This window comes from Roseibium sp., from assembly GCF_025698965.1.
Taxonomy (GTDB): Bacteria; Pseudomonadota; Alphaproteobacteria; order Rhizobiales; family Stappiaceae; genus Roseibium.
The window spans coordinates 1-4,685 of record NZ_JAILWL010000495.1; the positions used below are offsets into that span (position 1 = coordinate 1).

The 4,685-nt window shown below is 53.7% G+C and carries 4 protein-coding genes; all 4 read right to left on the bottom strand.

The annotated features are described in order from the left end of the window. Nucleotides 1-1,030, bottom strand: a 1,030-nt coding sequence (locus K5905_RS27895) for a M81 family metallopeptidase (protein ID WP_297590457.1), incomplete at its 3' end; no start/stop codon positions are given. Between the two features lie 20 nt (nucleotides 1,031-1,050). Beyond that, nucleotides 1,051-2,961: a beta-N-acetylhexosaminidase gene (locus K5905_RS27900; protein WP_297590460.1), complete on the bottom strand. Its 1,911-nt coding sequence runs from the start codon at nucleotides 2,959-2,961 to the stop codon at nucleotides 1,051-1,053. Nucleotides 2,962-2,963: 2 nt separating this feature from the next. Then, nucleotides 2,964-3,764, bottom strand: a complete 801-nt coding sequence (locus K5905_RS27905; protein WP_297590463.1) for an SDR family oxidoreductase — start codon at nucleotides 3,762-3,764, stop codon at nucleotides 2,964-2,966. Next, nucleotides 3,757-4,623 (bottom strand): MurR/RpiR family transcriptional regulator, encoded by an 867-nt coding sequence (locus tag K5905_RS27910; RefSeq protein WP_297590466.1) that lies wholly within the window; start codon nucleotides 4,621-4,623, stop codon nucleotides 3,757-3,759. The genes K5905_RS27905 and K5905_RS27910 overlap by 8 nt, the downstream gene beginning before the upstream one ends. Between the last annotated feature and the right edge of the window lie 62 nt (nucleotides 4,624-4,685).

The following is a 4,685-nucleotide window of genomic DNA, read 5'->3' on the forward strand; positions in this document are numbered from 1 at the left end:
GTGAAACTGAGCCGCCTTCCGCAGCTGACCAGGCTTGCGCCGTTGCCTTTGGGTCCGCAATGCCAGCAAAAACACCGTTTGTGAGGCCGCGTTGAAGCCAGGCGTGAAGCACGTCGCTACGATCACCAACACCGCCGCCTGTCGGGTTGTCACCACTGTCAGCCAGAATGAAGGGGCCTGTAGTTGTTCTCTCCGCATCTTCCAGGCAATCGGCCAACGGCATGGTTGGGACGCCAAAGATGAAATTTTTCCGTTCCGCCCAGTAAGAGGCAGCAATTTCATTGGCGGTCGCTTTTGTTTCATCGATTGAAGTGCCGGTTACAACCGCAGCTGCGGTTGCCCTGTTGGTGTCGGCCCAGACATAACCAATCATCAGGTTGGAATCGGCAACACCATCGCGTTTGTCAAAATCCGGCAATCGTCGATACAGGGATCTGGCAGGTTCGTCTTCCGTACTTGTCCGTTCGCCTGGAAGCAGCAATGGAACAGGTGTCCAGGCAACAAATCGGGTTGGCCCACCACTCAGCTGATCCACCAGGTTGGCAGCTGCGCGCAAATGGGTTTGCCTCACATCTATGTGCGGCGCGGTCCGGTAGGCGCAGAAAATATCGATCTGATCTACGATCTGTTGGGTGACGTTGCCATGCAGATCGTAGCTGACGGCTATCGGGGTCTCTTGTCCGATCCGGGCACGAACCGCAGAAATCCAATCACCTTCAACGTCTTCCAGACCCTGAACATGCATAGCGCCATGCATGATCAACAGGACGCCGTCGACAGGCAGGCAATTCTCAAGTTCATTCAAAAACTCATTTTTCAAGGAACAATAGCATTCCTTTGAAACAGCTCCACCCGGGATGGAGCGAGCGTGGAACAACGGGATGAAGGTTGTCGTTGGAAATTGTTCCCGCGCCAGACCGGATTGTGTCAGCAGCTCTGTTCCACGGACAATTCTGAAGTCGTCCCTTGTTTGAAGAAGAGGAGAATATGTACTGCATTCGGTATGAATGCCGCCAACGGCTATCTTCATCTTACAACTTTCAGGTGGATTCAAAGTTCCGGAAAAAGAACGCTTTGACCGGCAAAACGCTGCCAATTCTTGTTTTCAGGCAACGTCCAGCCTGCCTCGGCTACGGCGTAAAGCCTTGGAAAGACCATGTGATTGAAAATCTCGTTACTGGTCATGTGTTCGCACCAGATGCAGGCTTGCACTCCGCGAAGCAATCCTTGTCGTTCTTGCGAGATTCCGTCTGAGGGTTCGTAGGCATAGGTCGCCTCCGGTCGCGAGACACCTGCCCAACTTGCCCCCGGTTCCATCCAGCATGAGGCCTGAACCATGTCCATGTAGTAATTCTGGCCGGGTGTGCAGATGACCTCGTACCCCTCATCTATGAGGTTCTTGGTAACTTCCTGTTTCTGCCAGGCCATAAGGAGGACGCCATCCGGATCAATGCCTCCACCGTGGGAAACTTCGTCCCAGCCAGCGAGTTTCTTGCCGAGTTTCGTCAAGATGGTCCGCACCTTTTCCATGAAGTAGGCCTGAACTTCCATAGTGTCTTGGAGTTGCTGCTCTTCCATAAGGCGCTGTACCTTTGGAGAAGTCAGCCAGGATTTTGTATCGACCTCGTCTCCACCGATATGAATGAAGTCGAACGGGAAAAGATGCGCGATTTCCGCGAAGACTTTTTCAAGGAACTCGTAGGTTGTGCTCATGGCTGGGTTGAGCGCGTTGTTGGGATATCCCTGTATCGAATGATAACTTTCCGGTGGCTCGGCCTGATCCGCAAGTTTCGGATAGGTCGTTAAGACAGCAGTGCAATGTCCGGGAATATCAATTTCAGGAAGAACATCGATGTTGAGGCTTGCAGCATGCGCAACAATCTTTTGTATGTCTTCTTGAGAATAGAAACCTGCATAGGTTTCCGAGGCAAAACCAAGCTGGGCTACCTGTAAACTGCCAGGGCCTCGCTTGGAGCCGCTGGATGTCAGTTCCGGATAGGCCTTGATTTCAATTCGCCAGCCTTCATCGTCGGTCAGATGCCACTGAAAGACATTCATCCTGCCCCAGGCCAGGATATCCAGAAGACGTCGGATATCTTCCGGCCCCCTGAAGTGACGCGACACATCGAGATGCGTTCCTCGCCAGGAAAAACGTGGTTCGTCTTTTATCCTGCCATTTGCGGGAAACCTGAAAGAACCGGGCACTCGGTATGCGCCAGAGGCAATTTGAGCGAGCGTAGTCAGGCCGTAATCACGGCCGGTTGCTGCACCATAACTCAGCGTGACAGCGTCCGAAGACCAGTCCAGTTGATAGCCGTCATCGGAAAGTGTGTTGTCCAGGCGAAAGTCCAGCTTAAGGAACTCCGGCAAGCTTTGGAACCGGAAGGGGTAGGGGGTATCCGGAAAAAGCCTGTTGGACAGGGCATTGATCTTGGCTGCCGCCGCCAGATCAGCAGGTGTAGCATTTTCCAATGCATAGCCGGACAAGTCATCTCGATAAGAATCTATCTCAACGGATTGCGGCCAAGGCGTTAAGTGTAGCTGTTCCTGGTCGGAACCACCGGATACGATTTTTCGTTCGCCTGTGATCAGCGCCGTTGGAGCCCTCAGATCAGTGCATTGCACGTCTGCGATTGCGCCATTCGTGGTGACATAGCCGGATTTGGGACCGTCCAGCCGGTGTCTAGCTTCGTTGGCCAGTCCTTTGAAGGCGAAATTCCAGCTGCCGCCCGGAGTAAGCTCAAGATTTTCGGGGGGCGAGACTTCATGAAAATTCGCAACACGCCTGAACCCGGTCGCATTTTCCAAAACTGCGTCAGCTCTTGCCCGTGTCAGCGAAGTGAACGCAAGAGAGAATGATTTCAAGGGTGTCGAACCCGTATTTGTCAGTCTGAGTTCAAGACGAGCGTTTTCAGGTTTATCTGCCGGTACGTAAAAACTATCGAGAACAAAACTGGTCATGTTTAAAACCCGTCAAAGTCTGTTGATTGTGTGAATGTTCTTGGAAGGGCGGTCGATCCGGCCGTCAGGCCACTATCGACCGGAAGGCAAACGCCCGTGATACAACGGGCAGAGGGACTGACCAGAAATCCGACAGCCTCTGCAATGTCGCCGGGTTCCGGCAGATGCTTGTAGGGATACCAGCTCAATGCCTCATCAAATACACCGGGATTAGCCGCCTCTCGTGCCTTCCAGGCTTGTGTCTTGACGGTGCCGGGAGCAACTGCGTTGGCTCTAAGGCCATACTTTCCATATTCGACTGCAATTGATCTGGTGGCCTGAATGAGACCTGCTTTGGCCGCGCTATAGGCCGGGTGACCGAAGATTGCCAATCCGTTGACCGACGCAATATTGACGACACTTCCCTGGTCACTTTCAGTGAGCGATCGTTCCAGAGCCTTGAAGCAGTTGAGGGCTGCCTGCAGGTTCAATGCAAGGTCATGAGACAAGTCGTTATCTGTCATGGAATGGAGTGATAACGCCCTCGCGGAACCAGCATTATTTACAAGCACGTTGACCTGTCCCAACCAACAAGCCTGATCGGCCATTTGCCTTAGATCTTCCTGCCTGGTCAGGTCACATTGGATTGCTGTGACATCGACACCGTCTGCCCGAAGCCTGACAGCAGCGTCAGATAGGGCGTCATGGTTTATGTCGACCAAAGCGAGTTTGTGAGAGGTGGCCAGTCTGGCTGCGATTGAGAAGCCGATGTCTCCGGCAGCACCGGTTACAACGGCCACGGGCCTGGATGTCTGGTCAGTCACCGAGCGCTTCCTTGTCATCTTCGTCGCGGGAATTGCTGAGTTGATGTTTGACGCGCCTCAGACTTTCACGAGATTCATCACCACGTTTCATGGCAACGAACGTGGCCAGTAAGTCGGTCACGTAAAGATAGGCGTATCTGCTCATGCTGGGTCTCAGGATGTTGTCGCCTTCCGGCAGATCGATCCCGATGGTAATGTCAGCGAGGTTTGAGACTGGGCGCCCAGGCCGCGTCAGGGCAACGATTGTGGCACCATATGTCTTTCCCGCTTCCAATGCCCGCACCATCTGATGGTTGAGACCGGATACCGAAGACGCAATGATAACGTCACCGTGCCGAAGGGTCGCTGCCTGCATCAATTGCATGGCATGATCTGTGACGCTGATCGTGCGCAGGCCTAGGCGGAACAGTCGATTCTGCAGTTCGTCGGCTATCATCGAGGAAGTGCCGCCCGCGCCGAAAGTTGCAACAAGTCCTGCGTTTGCAATGACGTCTGCCGCTCTGGAGGCAGAGCCGACATCCAATGTCTTCCGTGTCCTTTCGGCAGCTTCCTGTAACTGGGCAAGCAAGCTGTCGGCAACATCCATTGGAGCGACAGAGGAGTTGTTTGCAGTTAGATACCGTGCGCCGGCAAAGGCGACCTGGGCAACCTGAACTTTGAAGGCGGTAAAGCTTTCGCAGCCAAGGCGGCGGCAGAATCTCGTTACGGTGGGCGGCGAAACGCCCGCTCGATCCGCGACATCGGTTATGCCTGCATTGACAATGAAATCCGCCTCACTGCGCAAAAGCGTTGCAAGAATCCTCTCTGACTTTGAGAGGTCCGGTTCGACTTCCTGCAAGACAGACAGGATATCCCGCATCGTGTCAGTCCGGCTTTTTGTAGGCGACGCAGTCGATTTCAACGGCTCTTTATTCCTTCGAT

Coding starts and splice junctions, on each gene's coding strand:
- K5905_RS27900 (WP_297590460.1), bottom strand. CDS start 2,961: ATGACCAGTTTTGTTCTCGATAGTTTTTACGTACCGGCAGATAAACCT.
- K5905_RS27910 (WP_297590466.1), bottom strand. CDS start 4,623: ATGCGGGATATCCTGTCTGTCTTGCAGGAAGTCGAACCGGACCTCTCA.